This is a genomic window from Streptomyces capoamus, assembly GCF_014654935.1.
GTDB classification, from domain to species: domain Bacteria; phylum Actinomycetota; class Actinomycetes; order Streptomycetales; family Streptomycetaceae; genus Streptomyces; species Streptomyces capoamus.
In genome coordinates this window covers 183384-209343 of sequence record NZ_BNBF01000003.1, presented here as the reverse complement: position 1 = coordinate 209343, position 25960 = coordinate 183384, and the positions used below count along the sequence as shown (strand labels likewise).

The 25960-nt window shown below is 73.7% G+C and carries 25 protein-coding genes; 9 read left to right on the top strand and 16 right to left on the bottom strand.

From position 1 onward, the window contains the following. Window positions 1-58 precede the first annotated feature (58 nt). Window positions 59-778, bottom strand: a complete 720-nt coding sequence (locus IE312_RS06855) for an alpha/beta fold hydrolase (RefSeq protein WP_189979302.1) — start codon at window positions 776-778, stop codon at window positions 59-61. A 20-nt stretch (window positions 779-798) separates the two neighbouring features. After that, on the bottom strand, window positions 799-1770 hold the full coding sequence (locus tag IE312_RS06850; RefSeq protein WP_189979300.1) for an alpha/beta hydrolase: 972 nt from the start codon (window positions 1768-1770) through the stop codon (window positions 799-801). A gap of 314 nt (window positions 1771-2084) precedes the next feature. Between IE312_RS06850 and IE312_RS06845 the strand changes: the two genes are divergently transcribed. Beyond that, window positions 2085-2558, top strand: a complete 474-nt coding sequence (locus IE312_RS06845; protein WP_189979298.1) for a GNAT family N-acetyltransferase — start codon at window positions 2085-2087, stop codon at window positions 2556-2558. Window positions 2559-2630: 72 nt separating this feature from the next. Beyond that, window positions 2631-3167, top strand: a complete 537-nt coding sequence (locus IE312_RS06840) for a cysteine hydrolase family protein (RefSeq protein ID WP_189979296.1) — start codon at window positions 2631-2633, stop codon at window positions 3165-3167. A 26-nt stretch (window positions 3168-3193) separates the two neighbouring features. Here IE312_RS06840 and IE312_RS06835 read toward each other — a convergent pair whose 3' ends face one another. From IE312_RS06835 to IE312_RS06815, 5 genes are all read right to left on the bottom strand, one after another. Next, the gene (locus IE312_RS06835) at window positions 3194-3532 is read right to left on the bottom strand and encodes a GNAT family N-acetyltransferase (protein WP_189979294.1); all 339 of its coding nucleotides are present in this window, start codon (window positions 3530-3532) and stop codon (window positions 3194-3196) included. A 20-nt stretch (window positions 3533-3552) separates the two neighbouring features. Beyond that, window positions 3553-4542: a pirin family protein gene (locus tag IE312_RS06830; protein ID WP_189979292.1), complete on the bottom strand. Its 990-nt coding sequence runs from the start codon at window positions 4540-4542 to the stop codon at window positions 3553-3555. Window positions 4543-4861: 319 nt separating this feature from the next. After that, a complete protein-coding gene (locus IE312_RS06825) occupies window positions 4862-5407 on the bottom strand; it encodes a hypothetical protein (protein WP_189979291.1) in 546 nt (181 codons plus the stop codon). Between the two features lie 154 nt (window positions 5408-5561). Continuing rightward, a complete protein-coding gene (locus IE312_RS06820) occupies window positions 5562-5819 on the bottom strand; it encodes a hypothetical protein (protein ID WP_189979290.1) in 258 nt (85 codons plus the stop codon). Continuing rightward, window positions 5806-6063, bottom strand: coding sequence for a DUF6400 family protein (locus tag IE312_RS06815; RefSeq protein ID WP_189979289.1), 258 nt, complete (start codon window positions 6061-6063; stop codon window positions 5806-5808). The genes IE312_RS06820 and IE312_RS06815 overlap by 14 nt, the downstream gene beginning before the upstream one ends. Before the next feature lie 173 nt (window positions 6064-6236). On the opposite strand from IE312_RS06815, the gene IE312_RS06810 reads away from it, so the two are divergent. The 3 genes from IE312_RS06810 to IE312_RS06800 all read left to right on the top strand — a co-directional run bounded on the left by IE312_RS06810 (window position 6237) and on the right by IE312_RS06800 (window position 11576). Beyond that, complete coding sequence (locus tag IE312_RS06810; RefSeq protein ID WP_189979288.1) at window positions 6237-7232, top strand: AraC-like ligand-binding domain-containing protein; 996 nt, start codon at window positions 6237-6239, stop codon at window positions 7230-7232. 104 nt (window positions 7233-7336) lie between these two features. Continuing rightward, complete coding sequence (locus IE312_RS06805; RefSeq protein ID WP_189979286.1) at window positions 7337-10078, top strand: ATP-binding protein; 2742 nt, start codon at window positions 7337-7339, stop codon at window positions 10076-10078. Between the two features lie 253 nt (window positions 10079-10331). Further along, window positions 10332-11576, top strand: a complete 1245-nt coding sequence (locus IE312_RS06800) for an extracellular solute-binding protein (protein WP_189979283.1) — start codon at window positions 10332-10334, stop codon at window positions 11574-11576. A gap of 18 nt (window positions 11577-11594) precedes the next feature. On the opposite strand, the gene IE312_RS06795 is transcribed toward IE312_RS06800, so the two are convergent. The 3 genes from IE312_RS06795 to IE312_RS06785 form a co-directional block, all read right to left on the bottom strand. Further along, a complete protein-coding gene (locus IE312_RS06795) occupies window positions 11595-12095 on the bottom strand; it encodes an AAA family ATPase (protein WP_189979281.1) in 501 nt (166 codons plus the stop codon). Between the two features lie 49 nt (window positions 12096-12144). Next, window positions 12145-13572, bottom strand: a complete 1428-nt coding sequence (locus tag IE312_RS06790) for an MFS transporter (protein WP_189979279.1) — start codon at window positions 13570-13572, stop codon at window positions 12145-12147. 114 nt (window positions 13573-13686) lie between these two features. Further along, window positions 13687-14406 (bottom strand): FAD binding domain-containing protein, encoded by a 720-nt coding sequence (locus IE312_RS06785; protein ID WP_189979277.1) that lies wholly within the window; start codon window positions 14404-14406, stop codon window positions 13687-13689. A gap of 178 nt (window positions 14407-14584) precedes the next feature. On the opposite strand from IE312_RS06785, the gene IE312_RS06780 reads away from it, so the two are divergent. Continuing rightward, entirely contained in the window at window positions 14585-14983 is a 399-nt protein-coding gene (locus tag IE312_RS06780) for an ACT domain-containing protein (RefSeq protein WP_189979275.1), read from the top strand. A gap of 108 nt (window positions 14984-15091) precedes the next feature. Here IE312_RS06780 and IE312_RS06775 read toward each other — a convergent pair whose 3' ends face one another. The 3 genes from IE312_RS06775 to IE312_RS06765 form a co-directional block, all read right to left on the bottom strand. After that, window positions 15092-17275, bottom strand: coding sequence for an MMPL family transporter (locus IE312_RS06775; RefSeq protein WP_189979273.1), 2184 nt, complete (start codon window positions 17273-17275; stop codon window positions 15092-15094). A 427-nt stretch (window positions 17276-17702) separates the two neighbouring features. Continuing rightward, complete coding sequence (locus tag IE312_RS06770; RefSeq protein ID WP_189979271.1) at window positions 17703-18941, bottom strand: FAD-dependent oxidoreductase; 1239 nt, start codon at window positions 18939-18941, stop codon at window positions 17703-17705. Between the two features lie 545 nt (window positions 18942-19486). Further along, a complete protein-coding gene (locus tag IE312_RS06765; protein ID WP_189979269.1) occupies window positions 19487-20149 on the bottom strand; it encodes a ScbR family autoregulator-binding transcription factor in 663 nt (220 codons plus the stop codon). A 308-nt stretch (window positions 20150-20457) separates the two neighbouring features. Between IE312_RS06765 and IE312_RS06760 the strand changes: the two genes are divergently transcribed. Further along, the gene (locus IE312_RS06760) at window positions 20458-21237 is read left to right on the top strand and encodes a DUF1206 domain-containing protein (protein ID WP_370467522.1); all 780 of its coding nucleotides are present in this window, start codon (window positions 20458-20460) and stop codon (window positions 21235-21237) included. 25 nt (window positions 21238-21262) lie between these two features. Here the strand turns inward: IE312_RS06760 and IE312_RS06755 are convergent, their stop codons facing one another. Both IE312_RS06755 and IE312_RS06750 read right to left on the bottom strand, forming a co-directional pair. Beyond that, on the bottom strand, window positions 21263-22915 hold the full coding sequence (locus IE312_RS06755; protein WP_189979266.1) for an LCP family protein: 1653 nt from the start codon (window positions 22913-22915) through the stop codon (window positions 21263-21265). 373 nt (window positions 22916-23288) lie between these two features. Continuing rightward, entirely contained in the window at window positions 23289-24584 is a 1296-nt protein-coding gene (locus IE312_RS06750) for a COG1361 family protein (protein ID WP_189979264.1), read from the bottom strand. 186 nt (window positions 24585-24770) lie between these two features. Between IE312_RS06750 and IE312_RS06745 the strand changes: the two genes are divergently transcribed. After that, complete coding sequence (locus IE312_RS06745; protein ID WP_229899208.1) at window positions 24771-25148, top strand: STAS domain-containing protein; 378 nt, start codon at window positions 24771-24773, stop codon at window positions 25146-25148. 29 nt (window positions 25149-25177) lie between these two features. Here the strand turns inward: IE312_RS06745 and IE312_RS44715 are convergent, their stop codons facing one another. Further along, on the bottom strand, window positions 25178-25255 hold the full coding sequence (locus IE312_RS44715) for a 50S ribosomal protein bL37 (RefSeq protein WP_465560540.1): 78 nt from the start codon (window positions 25253-25255) through the stop codon (window positions 25178-25180). A gap of 310 nt (window positions 25256-25565) precedes the next feature. On the opposite strand from IE312_RS44715, the gene IE312_RS39115 reads away from it, so the two are divergent. After that, the coding region (locus IE312_RS39115; protein ID WP_229899206.1) for a DJ-1/PfpI family protein at window positions 25566-25960 on the top strand (395 nt) is incomplete at its 3' end.

Sequence of the window (25960 nt, the reverse complement as noted above, 5' to 3'; positions counted from 1 at the left end):
GGCGAGACCGCGCGGAGGCTGTACGGGGGACGCGTCCCGCGCGGTCGTTCGTGGCCGGTCAGCTCGTCGCGCGGACCGCTTCGCGGATCAGGTCGGCGACGGCCTTCGGCTGGGAGACGGCCACGGCGTGCGAGGCGCCCTCGACCTCCGTGATCGTCGCTCCGGCGCGCTGCGCGCCGAAGCGCTCCACGTCCGGGTTGATCGCGTTGTCGGCGGCGGCCACGAGCGCCCAGGACGGCTTGGTCCGCCACGCGGCGGCGGCGGCCTTCTCCTCGAACGCCGCAGTGGCGAGCGGGCGTTGCGCCGCGGCGAGAACCTGGGTGACCTCCGCGGGCAGGTCGGCGGCGAAGACCGACGGGAAGGCGTCCTCGGCGATGGTGACCTCTACGGCGGGCTCACCGTCGGCGACGGGGTACGCCCACTCCTTGAGGCTGCTCACCAGGGGCGACAGCGGGAAGCGGCCCTGCAGTTCACCGAGGCTCTCGCCCTCGTCGAGGACGTACGCGGCGACGTAGACCAGGCCGACGACGTTCTCCGTGGTGCCGGCCACGGTGATGAGGGCGCCGCCGTACGAGTGCCCGACCAGGATGACGGGACCGTCGATCTGGGCGGCGACCGAGGCGACGTACGCGGCGTCGGCGGTCAGGCCGCGCAGCGGGTTCGGCGGCGCGATCACGGGGATGCCGTCGGCCTGGAGTTCCGCGATGACCCCGGACCAGGCGGCGGCGTCGGCGAAGGCGCCGTGGACGAGGACGACGGTGGGGGTGGAGGCGGTCATGTCCGTGTTTCTCCTCGGTGTCAGGCGGTGTGCAGGGCGGTGTGCAGGGTGCGGACGGCGAGGTCGATGGCGGCCTGGGCGGCGTGGGTGCCGCGCAGGGCGTCGAGCATCACGAAGTCGTGGATGATGCCCTGGAAACGGACCGCGGTGACCGGGACTCCGGCGGCGCGGAGCTTGTTGGCGTAGGCCTCGCCCTCGTCGCGCAGTACGTCGGCCTCGCCGGTGACGACCAGCGCCGGGGGCAGGCCGGTGAGCTGCTCGGTGGTGGCGCGCAGCGGGGAGGCGGTGATCTCGGCGCGTTGGGCGGCGTCGGTGGTGTACTGGTCCCAGAACCACTGCATGCCGTCGCGGCGCAGGAAGTAGCCGGTGGCGAACTGGTGGTAGGACGGGGTGTCGAAGCCGGCGTCGGTGACGGGGTAGAACAGCACCTGCTGCGCCAGTGCGGGTCCGCCGCGTTCCTTGGCCATCAGGGTGAGGGCGGCGGTCATGTTGCCGCCGACGGAGTCGCCGGCCACGGCCAGTCGGGAGCCGTCCAGGCCCTTGTCCGCGCCCTGTTCCACCACCCACGTGGCGACCGTGTAGTTCTGCTCGATGGCGACGGGGTAACGGGCCTCGGGAGACAGGGCGTACTCGGGGAAGACGACCGCGGCGCGGGCTCCGACGGCGAGTTCGCGGACCAGGCGGTCGTGGGTGTGGGCGTTGCCGAAGACCCAGCCGGCGCCGTGGATGTAGAGGATGACGGGGAGGGTTCCGGTGGTGCCGGCGGGCTTGACGATCCGGGCGCGGACGCTGCCGGTGGGGCCGCCGGGGACGGTGATCCATTCCTCGTCGACGGCCGGCTTGTCGGTCTCGCCGGACTGCACCTCGTCGACCGCCTTGCGGCCCTCCGCCGGGGGCAGGTCGAACAGGTAGGGCGGGTTCGCGGTCGCCGCCGCGAACGCGGCCGCCGCGGGTTCCAGCACCGGCTCCGCCGGCGACAGGGCATCGGACATGTGCATCTCCTGGGCATTACGTAGGGGGACGCCGGGCGGTGCGGTCACGACCCGGATCGCGGGGCTGGGCTTTCCGGCGCCGCTGACCGTCACCGTAGGACCGCTGTCCGGACCCTGGTTGTCCGTCAGCGCACGCCCGACGTCCCCACAGCGCACGGTGGCTTTCCGTACGGCGGCCACTGCGTTGCCGGTCCCCCGGTCCCGACGACACCGAGCCTTCGGTGGTCCGGACAGGGGCGGGCCCGTCTCCGCGGCCGGTGCCACAACTCGCCCGGTCCGAGCGGTCGTTCATCCGTGACGGCCGGGCGCCTGCCATGATCGGTGTCATGGGGACACACATCGCACCGGCCACGGTTGCCGACTTCCACCAGGTCCTGGCCGATCACTCCCGTTACTGGGGCGAACGCGACCTTCGATCGCTGCACCTCCTGGCCCTGGTGCAGGAGTTCGGTTCCACCTGCCTGGTCGCTCGGGCCGAGGACGGGATCCGCGGCTACGTCTTCGGGTTCGTCACCCCGGACGGCACCGGGTACGTCCATCTGATCGCCACGCGGGACGATGCCCGGAGTACCGGTCTCGGGCGTCGTCTGTACACGGCGTTCGCCGAAGCGGCGGAACGTCACGGCGCACGCAGGCTGAAGGCGATCACGTCGGTCGGGAACACCGGCTCGGTCACCTTCCACCGCAGCCTGGGCTTCGACGCGAAGATCGTCGACGATTACAACGGTCCCGGCCAGGCCATGGCCGTGTTCCACCGGGATCTGCCGCTCGACGTCCCGCGGGCCTGACCGACCGAGGGCGCGGACTCGCGAAAGGCGGGCAGCAGGGGGGAATCCGCCGGATCTGGGAACCCGGCGGGGGTGAGCAAGACTGCACTGCTGGTCATCGACATGATCACCACCTACGACCACAAGGACGCCGACCTGCTGCTCCCCTCGGCCGAGGCGGTGGTGCCGGTCGTGGCGGACCTCCTGGAACGCGCGCGCGAACAGTCGGTACCGGTGATCTATGTGAACGACAACTTCGGCGAGTGGCGATCACACCACGGCGAGTTGCTGGACCAGGCCCTGAGCGGACCGCACGCCCGTCTGGTGGAGCCCCTGAAGCCCGACCGGGACTCCCTCTTCGTGGTGAAGGCCCGCCACTCCGTGTTCTTCGAGACCCCTTTGGAGTACCTCCTGCGGCAACAGGACATCGACCGGCTGGTACTCACCGGGCAGGTGACCGAGCAGTGCGTGCTCTACTCGGCTCTGGACGCCCACATCCGTCACTTCGAGGTGACCGTTCCCGAGGATGCCGTGGCGCACATGCACGAAGATCTCGCCCGGGCCGCCCTGCGGATGATGGAGCGGAACATGGGCGCTCACGTCTGCACCAGTCGGGACGTGTGGAAGTGACCGGCTCCCGGCCGGGCGTCCTCGGGTCAGCCCAGTCGGGAGTCCAGCCACCGCAGGACGTCGGGCGTCACGGCGTCGACCAGGTCGGCGAACTCCTCGTGCCGCTGGAGGAACTTGGCCACGTACGGGCAGACGGGCACGATCCGCTTCCCTGAGTCGCGTACGTCCGTGAGCGCCTCCTGCACCAGCCGGGAGGCGAGGCCCTGCCCGGCGAAGGCGTCGTCGATCTCGGTGTGGTAGAAGACGCGCTGCTCACCGCGGTCGCGGTAGGCGGTCAGTCCGGCGCGCTCGCCGTCGACCAGTATCTCGTAGCGGTTCCTGGCGTCCACGCGCTCGACGACGGGAACGGGGGAAGACTGGCTCATCGGGTGCCTTTCGGGAGGCGTCAGCGACGCGGTGGGTTCCTGCGGGGCGTCATGGTCGCGTTCGGCAGGACGGGCGCGGGAAGACGGTCTCCGGGATAGCCCTCGACCGCGCCGAAGCGGTCGGAAGCGTTCTGCCAGTCCTCGCGGGCCCTGACGATGTCCTCGTGGCCGCGGCCGATGAAATTCCACCACATGACGATCTCCTCCTCGAAGGGCGTGCCGCCGAGGAGCACCACTCGCGCGGTGTCGTCCGACTCGTTGGTGAGGGACAGCGTGCCGGGGCCGGGGTGGACGTAGCCCAGCTCGGCGGGTTTCAGGTGGACGTCCGCGAGGCGGACGGCGCCCCGGTCGACGAGCAGGCCGTGCTCGAAGCCGGGGTCGACGGCGAGGGTGAGGGCCGCGTGCGGCTGGAGGACGATCTCGGCCCCGAGCAGGGGCGTGAAGGTCGGCACCGGGGAGGCGGTCCCGGCGAGCGACCCGAGGAACACCCGGATCTCGGCGCCCTCGGCCCGCACCGGCTCGGGCACGTGGTGCTGGAAGTCCCGCGGCGCGGCCCGGTGCTCCTCCGGCAGGGCCACCCACAGCTGGACGCCGTGCAGGACGGTGGTCCGCGGGGTGGAGACCTCGGAGTGGCTGATGCCGTACCCGCCGGTCATGAGGTTCAGTTCGCCGGGCCGTACGAAGGCGTGGCTGCCGAGGCTGTCGCGGTGCTCGATCTCGCCGCTGAAGAGCCAGCTCACGGTCTGCAGCCCGGTGTGCGGGTGCGGGGCGACGTCCATGCCGCCGGTCGCGGCGACGTCGTCGGGTCCGTAGTGGTCGGCGAAGCACCAGGCGCCGATCAGGGTCCGGGCGCGCTGGGGCAGCGTGCGGCGCACGGTCATCGCCCGGGGGCCGCCGAGGGGCACGTCGCGCGGGGTCAGCACCTCGACCCGGGGCGGGGCGGTCGCCGGCTGCTGCGCCGCCTCCGTGCCGCAGCGTACTTCGACGGGCTCCGGCTCGGCGTTGCTCATCGTGGACCACCTCTCGATCCGCTCGTTGTTCTACATTCAACCATCATGCGGCCGAAGGGCCCGGGCGCCATGCCGGTGCGCTCTCGGGCTACGACCTGTGCACGCACCGGCAAGCCGCGGAATCCGATCGTATGCAGGACGAACGTCCGCGTCACCGTGGGCCGGCGATGCACCCCGTGCGTGCGCGCCGCCGAGCCGGGTGACGACGGCACCGACGCCCTGTCGGTCTCGGAGTCCGTCCGGCCGGAGTCCGTCCGGCCGAAGTCCGTCCGGCCGGAGTCCGCACGGTCGGAGTCCGCACGGTCGGAGCCCGTCCCGCTCAGCCGAGTCCGCGGGTCGACGCCACCGCCCGGTCGGCCCGGGCGAGGAGGCGCTCGCGTCGGCGGGGCCACCACACGAGGTCGGCCAGACAGAGGGCGACCACCAGCCAGGAGGAGGTCATCTCGCCGCCGGTCCCGGCCAGGGTGTCGTATCCGGCGAGGGCGATCGCGCACAGGGTGACCAGCAGCACGACCCAGCGGCGCAGCCGGTCCTCCTCCGCCGCCCGCCGCAGCGCGGCGGCGTACGCCACGACCGAGGGGGCCAGGGCGGGATCGGCGACGGGCTCGCCGCGCCGGGTGGCGCGGACCACCGCCGCCCGGTCGGCCCGGCCCAGCTCCCCGGCCTCGGGCCAGAGCCGGTGCATGCGCCGCGCCACGCGGATCCCGTAGAGCAGGCTCAGCACCACGAATGCGGCCAGGGCGCCCGCCCATGCCCCGGATTCCAGGAGGACGAACGCACCGGAGAAGACACCGGCGGCGAGACCGGCGGCCACACCCCGGCCGACCGCCCCCCGCTGCCACAGTCCGCCCGGAACGAGAATCACCCGTCCACGGTGGCCAGCGCGCCGCGCGGACGCAATCACCGCACCGGCACGTCGGTCCCGGCACACGCACACGGCCGCACCACGGCGGACGGCGCGCACACGCGGGTGTCCCTCATGCCGGCGCCTCGGCGCACATGTCACTTCCCCCGGGGTGTCACTCGGGCCGACGGCCGCCGGCCGGGCGGGTCCACCGGGTACGGGTCGCGCCGAAGCCCGTCTCGTGGTCCCAGACGTGGGTGCAGGAGGGGCACTGCAGGTGGAGCAGGCTGCCGGTGTGGGAGAGCAGGTAGCGCCAGTGGTCCGTGCATCTGCGGCCCTCCCGGCAGGTGGCGCACGCGAGGTGGTCCTCACAGTTCGGGCAGGTCACCCAGGCGCGGCGCCCGATGTCCGCCTGCGGGTCAAGCGGCAGCACGGCCGCTCCCGCGCCGCGGCAGGACCCCCGCCTCGACGAGGGTGTCGTACAGCCGCTGCTGCTCCGCGTCGAGGCCGGAGTACAGCATGTCGTACGCCTCCTCCTCGCCACGGAGCGCCTCGACGGGGTCCCAGTCGCTGCCGAGCGCGGCCATGACGTGGGTGCGCCGGGTCATCTCGTGGCCGGTGAGGTCCAGGGAGAAGTCGACCGGCTCGGGGGGAAGTGGGGTGTCTTGGGTGGACATGTGTCCGAACTTAGGCAGCGTTCCCGGCCACGCCAAGGGTCCGTGGGACACCTCACACCCGGCCCTGGCGCCCTCTCCCCCGTACCCCTGGTCTCACGCATTCACGTGATGTGCCGGCCGTGCCGCGCTGGCAGGGTCGGTCCGGCAAGCGCACGTGCGGAAGGGCGGAGATCATGGCGCCGCAGGCCACGAAGACGGATCCCGGGACCCCGGGCACCCTGTACACCACCGAGACGGTCCCCGCCCCACGGCGCCGGGCGTACTGGCGCGAGGCCCTGTCCCGGACGTTCGGCGCCGTGGACATGGGCGTGCCCGACGAGGTCGAGCGCGGCACGCTCCGTACGTCGCCGCTGGGCCAGGTGCAGGCCGTCGTCGTGGACGGCGACCCGATGCGGGCCGTGCGCACCCGGCGGCTCGCCGCGGGCAGCGACGACGACTACGTGGTGGTGAAGCTGTTGAGCCGGGGGGCGGCCCGGATCGAGCAGGACGGCCGTGAGGCCTGCCTCCGGCCCGGGCAGCTCTTCGTCTACGACATGTCCCGGCCGGTCCGGCTGACGCTCCCCGAGCGCTTCCTCACCAAGTCCCTGGTGCTGCCGCGCCGGGTGCTGGGCCTGAGCGAAGCGGACCTGCAGCGGATCACGGCGTCCCCCCTGGGCGCCGACTCGGCGCTCGGCGGATTGCTGACGCCACTGCTGTCCCGGCTCGTGGACACCGCGGAAACGTATCCGCAGCGGACCGGCGAGCTGGTCGCCCGCACCGTGGTCGACCTGGTGCAGACGCTGGCCGAGGAGCGGCTCGGCAGGGCGGGCGGGGACACGGCGGACGCGGCCCGGCTGTCGCTGGTGCGGATCCGGGCGTACATCGACCGGCACCTCGCGCACCCCGAGCTGACACCGCAGTCCATAGCCCGGGCCCACCACATCTCGGTGCGCTACCTGCACAAGCTGTTCGAGCTGGAGGACATCACCGTCAGCCGGTGGATCCAGCAGCGCCGGCTGGAGCGGTGCCGGGACGACCTGGCCCGCCGGGAGGTGGCGCACCTGACCATCGCCGCGGTGGCGCACCGCTGGGGCTTCACCAGCGCCTCCCACTTCAGCCGGGTGTTCCGGGCGGCCTACGGCGTCTCGCCCGCCGAGTGGCGCGGCTCCGCCCGGCGCCGCGCGGCTTGAGCCGGGTTCGCCGCACCCTCCGTTTGGGCGCTGAGCTGCGATTCTTGCGATAGTGGGCCCCGGGGCGCCGGTACGGTCGGCGCCGGGGAACAGGGAGGGCCCGAGTGGCGGGGGCAGGCGGACCGCTGTCCCGCAGCGGTCTGCGCGGCCGGGAGACCGAGCTGGCGGAGCTGCGGGCCGTGATCGGCTCGGTGGCGCGCACGGGGAGCGGCGCCCTGGTCCTGGTCCGCGGCGAAGCGGGCATCGGCAAGACGACACTCGTGACGGAAGCAGTCGCCGGCGCCGCGGCGGAGGGATTCTCCGTCGGTCTCGGCAAGGCCGACGAGCTGCACCACCTGGTGCCGCTGTCCTCGCTGGCGACCTGCATGCTGCACGGCGACCGGCCGCTGCTGTCCGGCGACGCCCTGGTCGATCTGGCGCGCCGGCACGATCAGCGCATCCGGCTGGTGGAACGCCTGGCGGAGGTGATCGAGGAGCGGGCCGGCGGCACGCCGGTGCTGCTCGCCCTGGACGACGTGCAGTGGGCCGACCCGCTCAGCCGGTTCGCGCTCAAGCAGCTGCCGAGGCGGCTGCGGACCTCCCCGGTGCTGTGGCTGCTGTCCGAGCGGCGCGGCACCGACGGGCCGGCGGCGCGGATCGTCGCGGCGGCGCTGGACGAACTCCCCGTGCACACCCTGTCGTTGGGCCCGCTGTCCGGCGCCGCCATCGGCCGGCTGGCCGGTGACGTCCTGGGCGGCTGCGTCGACGCACGGGTACGCGGTCTGCTCGAAGGGGCCGGCGGGAACCCGTTCCTGGCCGTGGAGATGCTCGCCGGGCTGCGGTCCGCCGAGGGCTCGGGTGAGCCGGTGCCCAAGGGGCTGGTGGTGGGGGTGCGCGGCCGGCTGAACTCACTGCACCCCGACACGCTTCGCTTCCTGCAGAGGGGGGCGGTGCTGGGGCGCGGCTTCGCCTTCCAGGACGCCGCCGCGCTCTGCGGCCGGCCGCCGGTCGAGCTGATCCCGGCGCTCGAGGAGGCGGTGCGCGCGGGGCTGCTGGACGACGACGGCGACCAGTTGGTCTTCCGGCACGACCTGCTGCGCCAGGCGGTGTACGTGGATGTCCCGCCGTCGGCCCGCAAGGCGCTGCACCGGGAGGCCGCGGCCCGGCTCGTCGCCGGGGGCCACCGGCCGATCGACGTGGTGTCCCACGTCCTGCGGGGTGCCCGGCCCGGGGACGAGGAGGCGGTGGCGCTGCTGCGGCGGGCCGCTGACGACGTGCTGCCGGTCACCCCGGGGCTCGCGGCCGACCTGGTGACCCGCGCGTTGGAGCTGGTGCCGGCCGCGCGGCCGTCGTGGTTCGCCGCGGGCGAGCACGCGATCGTCTGTCTGACCCGGGCCGGCCGCGGCCGGGAGGCGTTGTCGACCGGTGACCGGCTGCTGGCCTGCCGGCCGCCCGTGGAGGTCTCCGGCCGGCTGCACGCCGCCCTCGGCGGCGCGCTGTGGAACCTCGTCCTCGCCGACGAGCTGCGCCGCCGGACCGAGGCGGCCCTCGCGGTCGGGGGCGCCGCGCCGGAGGTGGGCGCGCGGCTGGCCGCGCTGCGCGCCCTGGCCATGTCCCGGGCGCACGACCTGGGCCCGGCGCGGGCGGCCGGCGAGGAGGCGCTGCGGGCGGCCGTGGCGATCGGTGACCGGGAGGCCCGGGTGCAGGCGTTGTTCGCGCTCGGTGAGACCGCGCTGAACGCGGGCGAGAACACCCTCGCGCGGGAGCGGTTCTCCGCCCTCTGCGCCGTGGACCCGGCCTACGTCCCCGAGGAGATCGTCGCCCACCAGCACGTGGACGACTTCGAGACCGGTGAACGGCTGCTGTCGAAGGCGGCCGAGGCCGGCGGGATGCGGGAGGCGATGCTGCTGTGGGCGCAGGGCCGGCAGCATCTGGAGCTGGGCAGGCTGGACGACGCCGAGGCCGACTTCGTGACGATGGAGCGCCTGGAGGACGCCGTGCAGGCGCACGTGCAGCAGGTGAACGGCCGGGTGATCCGTTCCCGGATCGCCCTGCTGCGCGGTGACCGGGAGGCGGCGCGGGAACACCTGGCCGAGGCGCGCGGAAGGCTCGCGGCCAAGCCGAACCCGGGCAACACGGCCGCGGTGCGGTTCCTGGAGGCGGTCCACGCCGAGGCCGACGGGGACGTGCGGCTCGCCGTCGACCGGATCCGCCGGGTGCAGGAAGAAGGTCCCTTCCTGCGCTGGCGGCTGCTGCGCACCTGGGTGGGCTCCGCGGTCCGGATGGCCCTGCGGGGCGCCGACCGGGAACTCGCCGAGGACCTGGCCGCGCAGGCGGAGGCCCATGCCGAGCGCAATCCGTCGGTGCCCACGGCCACGGGCCTGGCGGTGCGTGCCCGTGGGCTGGTGCTCGACGACCCGGCCCTGCTGGAACGCTCCGTCGCCCTGCTCCGGCGAAGCCCGCGCCCGCTGGTGCGGGCCGCGGCCCGGGCCGACCTCGGGCGGGCGCTGCTGGCGGCGGGACGGAGGCCCGAGGCGGTGGCCGCCCTGACCCGGGCCCGGGCGGCGTTCGCCGCGTCGGGCGCGCACGCCGTGGCCGCGCGCCTGCAGCGCGAGTTGCGGGGCGCGGGCGCCGGGAGTCAGCGGGCGGCGAGCGGGCGCCCCGTGCAGGGCTGGGAAGCGCTGACGGCCTCGGAGAAGAAGGTGGCGCGCCTGGTCGCCGAGGGCCACAGCAACCGTACGGCCGCGGAGGTGCTCGTCGTGTCCCCGCACACCGTCAACACGCATCTGACCTCCGCTTTCCGCAAGTTGTCGGTCAACTCCCGGGTGCAGCTGGCCAATCTGGTCAGGGCGCTGCCCGGGGACTGAGCGCGGGATCGTGCGGTCCGCGACGGCGGTGCTCCCCCGGGCGCGGCGCCGGGACCGACGGCTCGGGCCGCCGATGCCCCGCCCCGCGGCCGTGGCGGCGATGACCGGCAGGGCCGCGGAAGTGGCTGTCCGACTGGATGATCATCTGGTCGGCCGGGTGCGGTAGCATCCCTGGCCGGACCGGATCGTGCCGGTATGGACCACCTCACCCGCACCTTCGCTGCGGCACCGGATCTTGCTCGGAAGGCACCCCATGCGCTCAGCGGCCGTACCGGCGGCGCGGCGGCTCACCGCCCTGGCCGGCTCCGTCGCCCTGGTCCTGGCCGCCGCCGGGTGCGGCGGCGGAACGGGCTCGGCGTCCGGCCGGGTCACGTCCATCACGGCCCTCGACTACTACACCGATGCCGCCGAGCACGCCCAGTGGGGCGAACGGCTCACCGCCTGCGGCAAGTCCGCCGGCGTCACCGTCGAGCACCAAAGCGTGCCGGGCGCCTCGCTCGTCCCGCGCGTGCTGCGCCAGGCGTCCTCGCGGACCCTGCCCGACCTGCTGATGCTCGACAACCCGGACCTGCAGCAGGTCGCGCAGACCGGCGCGCTGACCCCGCTGGACCGGTACGGCGTCGACTCCGGCGGCTACGCCGCGGGCATCCTGTCCGCGGGCACCTACCAGGGGAAGGTGTACGGACTCGCGCCCACGGTGAGCACGGTCGCGCTGTTCTACAACAAGGACATGCTCGCGCGGGCCGGTGTCGCCGTACCCAGGACCTGGGACCAGCTGAAGACGGCCGCGGCCGAGCTGACCCGTCCGGGGCGCTACGGCATGGCGGTGGACGCGAACGCCACCTTCGAGGGCACCTGGCAGTTCCTGCCCTTCCTGTGGTCCAACGGCGGCGACGAGACACGGCTGGACACCCCACGGGCCGCGCAGGCCCTCCAGCTCTGGGCCGACCTGGTCGAGAGCGGCTCCATGTCGAGGTCGGTGCTGAACTGGACGCAGGCCGACGTGCACGACCGGTTCGCGGCCGGCCAGGCGGCGATGATGGTCAACGGCCCCTGGCGGATCTCCGAGCTGAACAAGGTCCGGGACCTGCACTGGGGCGTGGCCCCGCTGCCCGTGCGCGTGCCCGGGCAGACCCTCGTCACCCCGCTCGGCGGCGAGGTGTGGACCGTCCCGCAGAACATGTCCGGGGCCCGGCAGCGCAAGGCGGCCCAGGTCCTCGCCTGCCTGAACGAGCCGGGGAACATGCTGCGCCTGGCCGAGCAGTTCCACACCGTGCCGTCCCGCTCGGCGGTGGCCTCCCGGTACGCCCGCGAGGTCCCGTCGATGGCCCCCTTCGTCAGGAGCGTGGCCCGGGCCCGGGCCCGTACCGGCCGGCTCGGTGTCCGGTGGCCCCGGGCGGCGACCGCGATCCACACCGCGGTGCAGGCCGCGCTGTCGGGTGAGCGCACACCACGGGAAGCACTCGGGGAAGCGCAGCGGACCGCGACGGAGCCCTGACCGGGCTGCGCCGGCGCCTCACCCGGCGGCCGTACCGCCGGTCTCCTCGGCCGGGGCCCGGGGCCGTACCTCGAATCCGCCCCGGCCGTCGAACCCGACCTCGTACACCGCGTCGAACCCGTCCGCCGCCGTCGGTGCGCGCAGCCGCTTGAGGGTGGCCAGCACACCCACGTCGGGAACCCGGTCGCGGCCCGCACGCCGGGCGTTGCGCCGGAGGGAGCCCGCCGCGTCGGGCGGGAACCAGTAGGCCGTCGCGGTCGCGCCCCGGGCGTGGGCAGCCTCCACCAGCGGCTCCCACTCCCGCGGCGACGGGTTGGTGTTGTCCACGGCCACGGACCGGCCGGCCGCCAGGTGCTCCGCCAGCAACCGCATCTGCCGGCGCTGCTTGTTGCGGGCACCACGCGGGAACAGGTCCTTGCCGACCGGCTCGTAGCGGTCGGACAGGCACTGCGTGAAGAAAGAGGTCTTCCCGGAGGCCTGCAGCCCGACCAGTACCGCCACGTCCGGTCGCGTCGCCATACCCGCCACGATGTCACGGCCCGGCGGCCCGGCGCCCACCGCCGGGTGCTCAGCGTGCCCGCGCCACGGACGCCGTACCGGGGGCCCGGGTCCGCGGCGCGCGCCCCGCCGTACGGGCCACGAGGAGGACGACGAGTCCGCAGCCGGCCACCAGGAGCCAGCCGGGCCGGGAGGCGCGGGCGAGCCCGGCCGGATCCGTGTCCGCGACCAGGCCGCCGGCGAGGGCGATCCCGAGGGCGGCGCCCACCTGGCGCGCGGTGGAGGTGATCGCGCCCGCGACGCCGGCCCGGGCCGGCGGCAGCCCGCCGACCGCGGTGTGGGTGATCGGCGCGTTGGCGAAGCCGAACCCCGCCCCGATGAGCAGGTAGGCGAACAGCAGCACCCAGAGGCCGGTGTCCCGGTCGAGCCCGGCCAGGCACAGCCCGCCCGCGGTGAGGAGACCGCCCGCCAGGCACAGCGGCAGCCGGGGGCCCGTACGGCCGACCAGGCGGCCGGACCACGGGGCGCAGGCGGTCGCACCGACCGCCATCGGCAGGGTCGCCGTCCCGGCGGCCAGGGGGCTGAAGCCCCGGGTGTGCTGCAGGTAGAGGGTGTTGAGCAGCAGTGCCGCGTTCAGGGCGACGAACACGGCCACGGCACCCAGCACCGCACCGGTGAACACCGGGCCGCGGAAGAGCCGGGGGTCCACCAGCGGTTCGTCCCGGCGCAGCTCCAGCCGGACGAACCCGGCCGTGGCCGCGACGGCGACCGCGCAGGCGGCCAGTGCCGCCGGTGACGTCCAGCCGACGCGCGGCCCTTCGATGAGGACGCCGACCCACACCCCGATCGTCACGGTCAGCAGCAGCTGCCCCGGAACGTCGAGCCGCCGTACCTGCCCGGCCCGGGACTCGGGCACGAACAGCGCGCTCAGCACGAGGGCGGCCACGATGACCGGGGCGTTGATCCAGAACAGCGACCGCCAGCCGAGGCCCGCGACGAGGGCGCCGCCGGTGACCGGGCCCACCGCCATGCTGAGCCCGAACACCGAGGCCCACACGCCGATCGCCCGCGCCCGCTCCCGCGGGTCCGGCATCACGTTCACCACGATCGCGAGGGCGACGGGGCTGAGCATGGAGGCGCCGATGCCCTGCACGGCGCGGGCCGCGACCAGCGCCCCCGCCGACGGTGCCAGCGCGCAGGCCAGCGAGGCGGCTCCGAAGACGGTCAGTCCCCACTGGAACACCCGCCGCCGCCCGAAGCGGTCCGCCAGCGCGCCGGAGGAGACCAACAGGCCCGCCAGGACGATGGTGTAGGCGTCCACCGTCCATTCGAGGCCGCGGGTCCCCACGTCCAGGCCGCGCCCGACGGCGGGCAGGCCGACGTTCACGATGGTGGTGTCCAGGCCGACCAGGAACATGCTGAGACAGCAGACGGCCAGCACCGTCCAGCGTCTGCGTCTGCTCGGCGCGGGGGGTCGGTCAAGGGGCGTGGTCGGCACGGATGGTCCGCCTCTCCGGTACGCGGTCGTGTACCGGGCCAGGCTCGGACAGGACGGCCGCGGCCGGCCAGCGTCTTTGCCGGGACGGCAAACGCCGGCGGGCCGGCCGCCCCGTCACTCCGCGCCGCGGTCCTCCAGCAGGCCGGTGACCTGTGTCCGGACGATGTCCCATGCGGCGGAGGGCAGTTCACGCAGGGCCGTGCCGCGCAGCGCGGCGAGGGTCGCGTCGGTGCCGGGCTCGCACGTGGTGCCGCGCAGGACGTCGTAACCGTCCCGTACGGCGACGCGCAGTCGGCCGGGCGTCCCCCGCCCGGCGTGCAGGGCCGAGGCCACGACGAGGGGCGGGGCTCCGCCCGCCTCGCCGGGCAGCTTGCGGTACGCGGAGGCGATCGGCGGGTTCCAGCGCAGGCTGAGCAGGACGGGGCGCTTGGCGACCACCTCGGCCAGGTCCGCCTCGCGGACGCCGTCGGGTTCCAGGACCGTCGCCCGGGCGTCCAGGACGAGCGCGGCGGGCAGCAGGCAGCGCAGGGTGCTGCCGACGATGTTGCCGCCGACGGTCGCCGTCCGCCGTACTGCGCCGGTGCCGACGGTGGCGGCGGCCAGCCGCAGGACGTCCGGCACGCCGGCGCCGATCCGGTGCAGCAGCACGGCCCCGCCCACGGTGTGCGGGCCCAGGACGTTGGCCTCCGGCACTTCCCGCAGGGAAAGCGCCAGTTCGGGGAATCCGTCCCGTTGCCAGGTGGCCCACACCAGCGTCGCACCGCCGACCGGCACGGCCCCCTCGGCCAGGTATTCCCGGGCTTCCGTCACGGACGTGGGCAGACGCAACAGCACGGTGGGCCACCTGCCTTCCTCGGTGTGGGCGCGGGCGGACGGTGGCGGCCGCCGCCCGCCGACAGCGGAGTCTTGTCGCGGGGCAGGGGGCGCGTACAGGGCTCACACGAGCATGCGCCGCGCGCTCGGCGGATGCCCGGGGCGGGCGGGCGGTCCGGTAGCCCTTAGGGTGGGTGCCGTGACCGGTGAGACTGATCTGCGCAAGCTGTTGAGCGGTATGCGGCCGGAGTTGAACCCGGGCCGCTATGTCTTCACGGTGGCCGAGGACGGCGTGCCCGCCGGGGTCACGCCGGTGGTCACGGTCGCCGAGCAGGAGGGCCTGACCCTCGTGGTGCCACAGGCGGACGCGGACGCGGCCGGGATGGCGTACGACTACGTGGCCGGGTGGATCACCCTGCGCGTCCACTCCGCGCTGGACGCGGTCGGTCTGACGGCCGCCGTCGCCCGGGCCCTCGCCGACGCGGGCCTGAGCTGCAATGTCGTCGCGGGCTTCCACCACGACCACCTCTTCGTGCCGTACGAGCAGGCCGGGCGGGCGGTGGAGGTGCTGCGCCGGCTGGCGGACGCCGGCCGCTGAGCCGTACGGGCACCCGGTCGCGGGCACGAGAACCACGAGAACACAGACACGAAAAAGGTCCTGCCGGGCCGTGGGGCCCGGCAGGACCTTCCGTCGTCCCGCGTGCCGCTAGCCGCGGCGCCCGGCGGGATCGTGGGCGGTGCTGTCCCGCTCCTCGTCACCCCGGACGGGGCCGGACCCCGCGGTGCCGGCAGCCGGCACCCGCGCCCGGTCCCCGTGGCCCGGCCACCAGGCCGCGTGACCGATCAGGGCCGTGAGGCTCGGCGTGAAGAACATCGCCATGACGAACGCGGCCACCGTGATGCCGAACGAGACCGCGAAGCCCATCTCCGAGAGCAGCGAGTTGCCCGCCAGCATCATCGTGGCGAAGGTCGCCGCGAGGATGAAGCCGGCCGCGGCCACGGTCGGTCCGGCGTGCCGGAGCGCCATGCCGGCCGCCTCACGCGGCTCCCGGCCCTCGCGGGCCTCCTCCCGCAGCCGGGCGATCATGAGGATGTTGTAGTCGGTTCCGATCGCGACCACGAACAGATACATGATCACCGGCAGCATGAACATCAGGCCCGAATGGCCCTGCCCCTCCTGGAAGACCCACACGGTGGCACCGAGGGTGGCACCGAAACCGAGGCCCACGGAGGCGATGAGGTACCAGGGGGCGACCACACTGCGCAGCAGCAGGCCCAGGATCACCATGATGAGGAGGGCGGCGACGGGGAAGACCGTCCGGTAGTCGTGATTGACCGCGGCGTCGATGTCCTTGAAGATCGAGGACATGCCGCCGACCAGGGCCTCCGTGCCGCCCGGCGCCTCGTTGTGCGCGACGTCGCGGACCCGGCCCACGGCGTCGATCGCCTTGTCCGTCGACGCCTCGTACTTGAGCGTGACGGTGAAGTCCGCGGTGGTACCGGCCTTGTTCACCTGGCTCATACGGGCGTTCGCCACGCCGTCCACGGCGCCGAGCTTGCGCGCGTACGCGTCGAAGGCGGACCGGTCCAGCGGCTTGCCGTCGGTGCTGGACAGGTAGACGTCGGTGGGTGCCGCGGCGCCCGCCGAGTACGCCTTCTGCATCCGGTCCTGCACGACCATCGACTCCTTGGTCTTGGGCATGGAGCCCGAGGCCAGGTCGAAGGAGGCCTTGTAGCCGACGATGCCGGTCGACAGGGCGAGCAGGATGAGCCCGGACGCGACGGCGGTCAGTGCCGGGCGACGCTGGACACTCCGGCCGAGGGCGGCGAAGCGGGCGTTCTGCGGTTCCTGCTGCCAGGACTTCGAGGGCCAGAAGACCTTCGGTCCGATGAGCGAGACCACGGCGGGGATCAGGGTCAGGCCGGCGACGAGAGTGGCGCCGACCGCGATGGCGAGCGCCGGACCCATCTGCTTCAGGAAGCCCAGCGTGGACAGCACCAGGGCGAGGAAGGCGATGATGACCGCCCCCGCCGCCGAGGCGATGGCCTCGCCGACCCGTCCCACCGCGTTGATCATGGCCAGTTTGGGCTCGTCACCGGCGCGCAGGCTCTCGCGATAACGGAATATCAGGAACAGGAAGTAGTCGGTGCCCACACCGAAGAGCACGACGATGAGGATGGAGGAGATCGAGCTGTTGGCCTGGAGGTCGAACAGTTTCGTGGCGTAGGCGATCAGACCGTTGGCGACGGCGGAGACCAGGCCGATCAGCACCAGGGGCAGTATCGCGAGGAGCGGCGCCCGGAAGATGATCAGCAGCGTCACCAGGATGATGGCGAAGGTACCGATACCGATGATGGCCTCGCCGCGCTTGGACGAGTCCTCCTGGTCGAGTGCCTCCACGGCGGAGCCGCCGAGTTTGACGTCGAGGTCGGTGCCCTTGGCCAATTTCTTGGCCTCGTCACGCAGCTCCTTCGCCGCGTCGTTCTGAATGGGCTGACCGGCGTTCTTGCTGTCCATCTGCACCAGGGTCAGGGTGTACCTGCCGTCCTTGGACGGCTGGCCGGGGACGACCTTCTGCACCTGGTCGATGTGCTTCTTGCCCAGTTCGGTGGTGATCCGGGCGACGTCCTTCTGGTCGTCGGCGGTGAGCTTGCCGCCGTCGGTGCGCTGGTAGAGGGCGATCGCGGACGGGGTGAAGGCGCTGGGGAACGCCCTCTGCTGGAGATCCGCCGCTTTGATGGATTCGTAACTCTTGGGCAGGAAACTGCTCTCGTCACTGTTCGAGGGCAGACTCGGTGCGGTGGCGACAATCGCCACCGCGGCGATCAGCCACGCCACAATCGTCCAAATGGGATGACGGACGACGACGTTGCCTATTCGTCGGAACATGCGGAGGGTCCTCCTGGAAGGAAGATCACCGCAGCCCGGGGAGCGGTCCCTGGCATCGGCGACCCGACCGGCCCCGATTCGACGGGGCGGTCGCATGGTTGTCTTGGCCCCACATCCTAGTGACCGTGAGCAGGTGTTCCGGCACGAAAAACGCGTGGTCCGGGCCAGGCGGCCAAACCGGCCAATTTTCCGGACAAAGACGAGGCCAGGCGATGCGCGGACGCGAAAAGGCTGCTCTAGCAGGGAAGTTCGGCGGGCAGGCGCGTCGGGGAGCCGCCGCCGTCACGGGAACGCCCCCGGGGGCGCCACACCGGTGGCCCGGGGGGTGTCCTCGCGCGCGTCGCCTTTCCGCCGAGACACGGAAGGGCGTGTTCCGCAGGTCGTCGGGCGAGGCAGCCCAGGACCGCCGCGCGACTCACTGCAACCCTCAGCCGGCCCGGCCCAGGTCGGCGGCCACTTCCCGGGCGGCCCGTGCTCCCGAGGCGAGCGCGCCCTGCACCGAGCCCGTCGCCCGGTGGTCGCCGCACACGTAGCGTCCCGGCCCCACCCGGGCGCGACGGCTGAGCGTCAGGGGCGGCCGCATGGCCGGCAGGGCACCCGCGACCGTCCGGGCGGTGAGCAGGTGCCAGTCCGCCGTGTCGGTGCCGTAGCACTCGGCCAGGGCCGTCCGCAGCGCGCTCTCCCGCGCCGCACCGCCCTCACCCCGGACGGACGTGGCCACCAGGGCGTACCCGCGCGGCGCGTAGGAGCGATGGAGTTCGCTCAGGACCACGCTGTTGGTGAACCGCAGCCGTACGTCCGTGACCAGGGTCGGCTCGCGCAACGGCGAGCCCGGCGCGAGGTGGTGGTAGGTCGTCACCGTGCGGTACGGCGGCACGTCGAGGCCGGGCAGCAGCCGGGCCGCCGTCTCGGCGTCCGCCGCGACCACCACCGCCCGCGCGGCCACCGTGCGCTCCCCGCCGACCACGGCACCGTCCTCCGTGAGCTCCGTCACCGGGGATTCCAGGGCGACCGTCCCGGGCGGCAGCGCCGAGGCCAGCAACTCGGGCACGGCGGCGACGCCGGCGGCGGGCAGGCAGAGCGTGCCGCGCACCATGCTGCGCCACACCAGGTGGAAGAACCGGCTCGACGTGGCGAGGTCGTCCTCCAGGAACACACCGCTCAGGAACGGGCGGAAGAACCGCTCCACGAACCCCTCGCCGAAGCCGGCCGCCGCCAGCAGGCGCCGCGTGGAGGTCTCCGGAGCACGCCGGACGAGTGCCGCCGGGGCCAGCGCGTCGAAGCCGGTCAGCGCGGCCAGCGCCGCCAGGTCACGCGGTCCGGCGAGTCCGCCGGTGAGCCCGTCGAACGCCTGCCTGGGCGCCCGTGTCGGGTCGGCGAACCGCAGCCGCCGCTCCCCGTCGTGGACCAGGAAACCCGGTGTGAAGGGCCGCAGCCGCAGGCGCCCCAGGGGGAGGCGCCGGCGCACCTGCGGATAGGCGGTGTTGAACACCTGGAATCCGCGGTCCACCACACAGCCCTCCACGTGGTCGGTCCGCATCCGGCCGCCCACCCCGTCCCCGGCCTCCAGCACGCGGACCCGCAGGCCCAGCGCGTGCAGGTCGCGGGCACAGGCCAGGCCCGCCAGTCCGGCCCCCACCACCACCGCGTCGCACTCGGCGCCCACGTCTCCTCCTCACGGCCCGCCCGCCGCACGGCGGGCATCCCGTGCAGCTTCCCCGCGCAGCAGGGCCGCGGATGCGCCACCGTCCGTCCGGCCCGCACGCTTCAGCCGTCCGGCCGCGAGCACACGTGGCCGGTGAGGGCGGCGACCCGTTCCGCCCGCTCGGGACGGGGGCGGTACGGGAACCAGCCACGTGACCGTCCGGGTCCGGGCCGCAGGAATCGCGTGTGCACTGCCTCGTAGGTGACCTCACCGTCCCAGGCGGCCGCGGGGAGCGCGGCGCGGGTGAACTCGGCGATCGCGTCGACCCTCGTCCCGGTGATGTGCTGCCGTGCGCCCGTTTTCCGGCGGCGGTGCTCCGGCGCACGCCTCGGTGGGGGCTCGGGAGCCGTTGCGCGGGCCGGCTCGACCAGGACCTGCCGCCGGGCAGGCGGGAGCCGCCGTCTCGGCCCGGGCGGGTGCGGCGACCGGTTTGCCCGGCGGACACAAACCGGCTCGGCGGTTTGGTACGCGCCGTCACGCGCACCGTGCGGGGGACGGGGCGCGGCTCAGCCGGGGACGCCCGCCAGGGCCGCCGACCGCCGGTGGACCTCGGCGATCACACGGGCGCCCCGGTCCGGAGCGGTGTCCAGGCGGACGAGAACGGCCGGGGCGGCGATCGCGGGCAGCAGGTGGCCGTAGAGCGCCGACATCCGCTCGTCCAGGTCGGCCCAGCCGGCCACGGCCTGGGAGACGAACTGCACGCCTATCCACGCCTCGAGGAACACCTGGGCGGTCTCCTCGGGCACGACGTGCGGGAGCACCTCGCCGCGTTCCTTGGCCTCCGTCAGGACGCACGAGGTCAGCCGGGCCCAGGCCGGCCAGGCGCTGCCGAGGACGTCGTGGCCCTGGAGGTCGGCCGACAGCCTGACCCCGGCGAGCAGGACGGGTTCCCGGGGCAACCGTTTGGCCAGGGTCATGCCCGCGTCGACCCACTCCTGGAGCTTGAGTTCACGGGGGACGTGGTACTCGGTCCGCATCTGCTCCTGGAGCACACCGCGGGCGAGGGCCGCCTTGGAGGCGAAGTGGAAGTACAGGGCGCCCTTGGTGACGCCGGCCCGGTTGAGGATCTCGGCGATGGTGGCGGCCGCGTAGCCGCGCTCGGCGAAGACGGCCGCGGCGGCCTCGAGAACAGCGCGTCGGGTCCGGACAGCTCGCTCCTGCTGAGCCATGGACCCTCCCTCAAGCTGAAAATTAAACCAACTCGCTCGTACCATACCGCACGGATGTCAACTGAAAGGCGCACCGGGGCGGTTGGCGCACAGGTGGCACATGCGCCCGGCATACGGGAGGCGCGGGCACAAAACGGCCGCGGCACGGCCGGACGCGAACGGCGACAGCCACCCGGGCCGTACCCGGCCGGGCCGACTCGGCGAGCAGGTGTCGGACCGCGATGCGGGGGCATCGGCGGTATATGAACGCACGCTCATGGGCACTTCAGGGACGGTTCGGGGCGCGCCGGGCGGCGGACAGCACGGCCATGGCCGCAGCGGCCCGGGCCGGGTTCGCGGCACGCGGACTGATCTACGTACTCGTGGCGGTCATCGCGCTGCAGATCGCCTTCGGCGGTGACAGCGGCGGGAAGCAGGCCGACCGCGGCGGCGCCCTCGGGGAGCTGGCCGGCCGGCCGTTCGGGTCGGTGATGCTGTGGATCGTCGGCATCGGCCTGGCCGGGATGGCGCTGTGGCGGCTGTCGGAGGCGGCGTTCGGCGGGCCGGGCCCCGACGGATCCAAGCTCTCCCACCGCGCGGCGGACCTCTTGCGCTCCGTCTTCTACGCTTTCGTGTCCTACTCGGTGCTCGCCTACGCGGCCGGGGACCGGGGCAGCGGCAGCGGGTCCTCCGACCGGAACACCGATGACGTCACCGCCAAGGTGCTGGAGTGGCCCGGCGGCCAGTGGATCCTCGGCATCGCGGGTGTCGGCGTGGTGATCGCGGGGCTGTGGATCGCGGTACGGGCCGTGCAGCGGACGTTCCGCAAGCACCTGCGGACCCATGAGATGTCCGCCAGGACCCGCAAGGTCGTGGAGGCCGTCGGGGTGACCGGTGGTTCCGCCCGCGGTGTCGTGTTCGCCGCGGCCGGCGTCTTCGCCGTCGTGGCGGCCGTCCAGCACCAGCCGGGCAAGGCCCGGGGCATGGACGACACGCTGCGCGGTTTCCGCGACCTGCCGGCCGGGCCGTGGCTGCTCGCCGCGGTCGCGCTCGGCCTGGCCGCGTTCGGCGTCTTCTCCTGGTGCAACGCGCGCTGGCGCAAGGTCTGATCCGGCGGGTCCCCGGGGGTGCCGCTCAGGTGTCGGAGTCGGGCCTGTCCCGTGCCGCCGCGTAGGCCTGGGCCGGGGTCATGGCGACGCCGTCGACACTCACCGTCCTGTAGGGGCTGACCTTGGCGCAGGTCTTCGCCTGGTCGGCGGTGGAGGCGTGGGCGCCGCCCACGGCGGCCTTGGCGTCGGCGGACGCGGACGCGGAGCCGCCGCCCGGGTAGCCGGTGCCGCTGGGCCAGTCGCCGCCGATCACCAGGGTCAGTCCCGTGCCGGTCCCCTGCTCCAGGTGCGAGGAGGGCAGGCCGAGTGCCTTGGCCACGGTCTGCGCCTCCGCCTTGCGGCCGGCTCCGTAGGTGAGGGTGGTGGTCGTCGCGGGACTGGGGGCGTTGGCCGTGGTGGTGCCCGGGCTGAAGCCCTTGTCGGCGAGGGCGGCGGCGACGGCCGAGGCGCGGCCGGTGACCGCGGTGCCGTTCTCCACCGTCACCGTGATCTGCGCGGGGGGCACGGCGGAGGCGGTGGCCGGCGCCTTTCCGGTCGCCGAGCCCGCCGCCGGCTTCCGTCCGGAACCCGTGGTCAGGGGACGGTCGTCGGCGATCGCGGAGAACAGGGACCGGGCGCCGGCGCCCACCACGACCCGGTCGCCGTCGGCCGGGTCGGGGGCCGTCTGCATGGTGGTGAAGGTGATCCGCCGGGCCGGGACCTTGTTCACGTCGTCCGCGAGCGAGATCAGCTTCTTCACACTGCCCAGGCCGTCGTCGACGGTCAGGGCCTTGGTGGCGGCGTCGGCGAGCCGGTAGACCGCGGCGGGATCGGTGAGCGTGCCCGCGCTCTTGAACTTGCGGATCATCGCGCTCAGGAAGATGTGCTGCGAGATCGTACGGCCGAGGTCGCTGCCGTCGCCGAACCCGTGCCGGGACCGTACGAACTCCAGGGCCGCGACGCCCTTGAGGGTGTGGGTGCCCTTGGACAGTTTCAGGTGCGAGTAGGTGTCGTAGACGTCGTCGCTGACGCACACGGAGACGCCGCCGACCGCGTCGGACATCTTCACGACACCGGAGAAGTCGAGCTTGACGAAGTGGTCGACGGGTATGCCGGTGAGCCGGTGGACCGTGGCCACCTGGCAGGCGGGGCCGTACTGGAGCGCGCTGTTGATCTGCCCGTAGTAGTCGGCGGTGGAGCGGCCGGTCTCGCTGTCCTTGCAGGCCGGCACCCTGGTCATGGTGTCGCGCGGGATGCTCATCACGGTGGCGTCGGAGCGGTCGGCGGATATGTGCAGCACCATCTCCACGTCCGCGTTGCTCCCGGTCTGCACTCCCGTCCTGGCGCAGCCGCCGCCCAGCTTGCAGTCCGTGGCGCTGGTACGGCCGTCCGAGCCCATGACCAGGATGTTGATGGGGGTGCGCCCGAAGGCGTCGACCTTCTCCGTGCCGCCCTTGCCGTCCAGCGAGACGCTGTGGATGTTGCCGTTCAGGTGCTGGTAGAACCACCAGCCCGCGCCGGCGGTGAGCACGATGAGGGCCGACAGGCAGATTCCGGTGATCTTCAGGAACCGCCTGCCGCGGCCCGCCGAGCGGCCCCGGCGCCGGGGCCGTGCCCCGCCGCGCGCACGGGCGGCGGCCCGGGCCGCCGCCCGGCTGCGCGTGACCTGGCCGGCCGGACCGTCCCACGGGTCGCTCATGTCCCACTCCCCTGAACGGTCGCACCAGCGCTCGATTGCGTAGTTGCGCAATCTAGCAAACAGGCCTTCCCAACAGCACGGACAGCACCAGTGCGCGCCGGTCGTGCTCTTCGGACTCGGGGATTCGGCTCCTGCCCTGCCGTACTGCCTGCCGACGAGCGCGATGACGATCGCCGCGCCTGCGTTTCCGGGCGACGGCACGATGGGCTGCAACGCGGTGCTCGTGGCCCCCGCCCTGTGCGGGGCGTTCCTGGCGCCGACCCCTGCCGCGTTCCTGTAGGCGCTGCTCGGCGCGGCCACGCCCCATGGAGCGCGGCGCGGCCCGGGGTGCGCCGGGCCGTCGGCTCCCGGCCGGGCGGCCGGGAGCCGGCGGTCACTTCCCGGCGCTCCGGCGGCGTACGGCCACGAGTACGAGCCCGCCGAGGGCGGTCACCCCCACCGCGCCGGCGGCCAGGAGCGGCATGCCGTCGCTGCCGGTGCTCGCGAGGGTGCCGCCGGCCGCGGTGCCGGCACCGGAGGTGGTGGAGCCGGTGGCCGTGGACGCCGCGGTGCCGGTGGTACCGGAGGTGTCACCGGACGTACCCGTCGTGCCGGTCGCACCGCTCGTGCCGCCGGTACCCGTCGTGCCGGTCGCACCGCTCGTGCCGGAACCGCCCGTCGACTGGCCGTGCGGGTCGCCGCTGCCCGCCGTGCCGGAACCGCCGGTGTCGCCGCCGGTCGTCGTTCCGCCGGCGGTGCTGGTGCCCGGGTCCCCGCCGCCGGTGACGTCCACGGCGAGGTACGCGGTGTCGTTGGCCGGGTTCTTGTCGAACGCGGGGTGGATGCCGTACACCGAGCTGGCCGTGACCTGGCCCTTGGTGTTCCGTGCCGTCTTCCCGATCTGCAGGACGAAGGTGTAGTCGAGGGACTGGTCGACGTCGAGGGTGTGGTCGGCGGGCCAGCAGACGTAGCGCGCGTGGCCCGGCTCCGAGGGCCCGGTCGGTCCGTCGGTGCCGAACGGCTCACAGTCCCCGGGCACCTCCTTGGCGACGGTTCCCACCGGGATGCGCACCATCAGGGCCGGCTGGTCGTCGCTCTCCTCGTCGCGGACCCAGCCGGGACCGTTGTTGCGCAGCGTCGCGGTGACGGTGACCCGGCTGCCGGGCGCGCCCTCCACCAGGTCTCCCTCCGCCGCCAGGTCGGCGGTGCTGTCCGCGGTCAGGGCCAGCCGCCGGTAGCTGTCCCCGAAGCCGTCGCCGGGCGTCTCCCCGGTGCGGCCCGTGCCGTACTCGACGGCCTCCATCAGCGCCTGCGGCAGGGCCTTGAACCGTACGGGCACGGTGATCGACGCGCCGGGTTCGACGACCGTGTCCAGCTCGCACAGCGCCTGGCGGACGTGGTCGGCGAGGGTGGCGTAGGTGCAGCCCTTGACCTGGTCGGGGAAGTCCAGGCCGCGGGTCAGCCGGATCCGGAAGCTGACGTGGGCCGCCGGCCCCGTGCCCTTGTTGGTGACGGTGACGGCGTGGTCGTAGAGCTCGCCCGGCTTGGGGGAGGCGGTCGGGAGCGTGGAGATCACCAGGTCGGGGGCGAGTTCCTCGGCGTGCGCCACGGGGACGGCGAGGGCGGGGACGCCGATGCCGATCGCCGCGGCGGCCGCGGCCGCCGCCGTGGAACGGAGGGGTGAGCGCACGGTGAATCTCCTCTTCGGTATGCAGTCATGTACTGGACACACGAGAGGCCTGAGAGGTTGCAGGGATTCTCACCGGTTGCCGTGAGCACGGCAGGACCCACCGGCATCCTCCGCGGGATCCTGGGCAGCCTCCCGGAGAGGAAAGCTCAGGGCAAGGATCGGGCGACGAGCGTGGACGAGGATCTCGTGGCAGACACGGCAGACGCGACAGGCACGAACGAACAGGCCGGGCCGGACGGGCTGTCGGTCACCCGGTCGGTCGTCGACGGCGTCACTGTCGTCACGGTCACCGGCGAGGTCGACCACCACACCTCCGGCGCCCTGCGCCGGGCCCTCACCCCCGCGGAACCCGACGGGGCGCGCACCGTGGCGGACCTCAGCGGCGTGCCGTTCATGGACTCCAGCGGCATCAACGTGCTCATCGCCGGGCACCAGGCCCACGGGTCCGCGGGCTGGCTGCGGCTGGCAGGGGTGCGCAGGCCCGTCCTGCGCACCTTGGAGATCGTCGGTCTCACCCCGCTCCTGCCCTGCTACCCCAGCGTCAGCGACGCCCTGGAGGACTGAGCCCCCCCTTCACCCTTCAGGGGTGGGGATCAGCACTGCGGGCGCCGCCCGTGGTTGGCCGCGTGCTTGCGCCGCCCCTTCTTCTTGCGACGTCGCTTCGAGGACATGGGTACCTCCTGCGGACAGTGGGCGGAGCAGTCGGCTCCGCCCGGGGACAACAGCACGGTAACCCCGCCTCCCCCGCCGCTCCAGGCGAGGCCGCGTGGACGCTTGGTCCACGACGGCACGGCGTCACCTCGCACGCCGGCGACCGCCGGCGCCGGGACGGCGGCTCGGGCGATCCGCCGCGCGCGGCCCAGTCCGCGGGACGAGGACGGTCGCCCGGCCGGGCACCGTGCTCCGGCCGTCGGAGCGATGGCCGGATGTGACAGAACCCAGTCATTGCGGACGTGGGCAGGGCGGCGGAAGGATCGGGGCATGCCCGAACCACGCACCGTCGTCATCGCCGCGTTCCCCGGGGTCGAGTTGCTGGAGGTGACCGGCCCGGCGGAGGTCTTCTCCGTCGTCTCCCGTCTGGTGGCCGGGAACGCACCCGCCTACCGGGTCGAGATCGCCGCCGCGCAGGCCGGCCCGCTGCCCACCGCCGCCGGGATCAGCCTGGTCGCCACGCGGTCGCTGACCGATGTGCGCCCGGGCGTCGACACCCTCCTCGTGGCCGGCGCCATGGACACCGACGACGGCCGCTACCAGGCCGTCGTCGACCGGGACGTCGTCGCATGGCTCGCCGCTGCGGCTCCGACCGCACGGCGCGTGGGCGGGGTGTGCGCCGGCGTCCACCTGCTCGCCGCCGCCGGACTCCTCACCGGCTTGCC